A 765-nucleotide genomic window follows, 5' to 3' on the forward strand; every position below is an offset into this window, starting at 1 on the left:
AGCCGCCAACACTGTTACAATCAGAATAAAAGCTAGCTTGATGCTTATCTGGATTGTTCAAACGTGATCTAAAATCGGCCGTGACTGGATAATCAAAGTGTGTGATTTCCTCTATATTTTTTTGTCTACTATCTACAGCATTAACTAAACGCCATCTATAGTTCTCCAAAAAATCATAATCAATCGGTAGTCCAGAGATTGGCTTTAATGTCCTGACCTTTCCTTCGAATATGAGCTGTTTGTCTTGCGTATTTATAGCCAGCATATGAGAGGTTTGATTTTTTAAAGCTAGTTTATGCAAGGGTGGTGGTAAATCTGAGGTAGGTATTATTCTAAAAGTAAAACGTCCTCTACCATACTTGGGAAATAATTGGGTTAGATATTCGGAGATATCACCTGCGAATTGCTTATTTTTAATCAGGCAAGAGGAGGGTGTGATGGTGGTTATGTCATAAGAGGCATAATGGTAATCTTGATAACTATCATGGTATACACGATACCGCTGACAATCATACTTAAATACTAAGTTATTAGGACGTATGTCGAGCTCTAACGATTGCTCACTTTCAATTTGAGTAACGATATTGTTCTCGTCTATTAAACCTACCTGTTGCCAATCAAAGCGATTTAAACGCTCGATAGGAAGCTCAGGCAATTTCCATGAAGCAATGTAATCGTTATTTTCATTTTGTGGGAAAGTGATGATTTCTTTAGACTCCACTGGTACTGAGGTTTGGGTAACTAAAGGTTCGTTTGTATTGTTGT

At 37.3% G+C, this 765-nt stretch carries 1 protein-coding gene; it reads right to left on the reverse strand.

Annotated elements, in window-relative coordinates; translation table 11 throughout:
- The coding region (locus tag ACS8FC_RS16800; protein WP_439297623.1) for a hypothetical protein at positions 1-765 on the reverse strand (765 nt) is incomplete at both ends.

Source organism: Psychrobacter sp. 1Y4, from assembly GCF_051847555.1.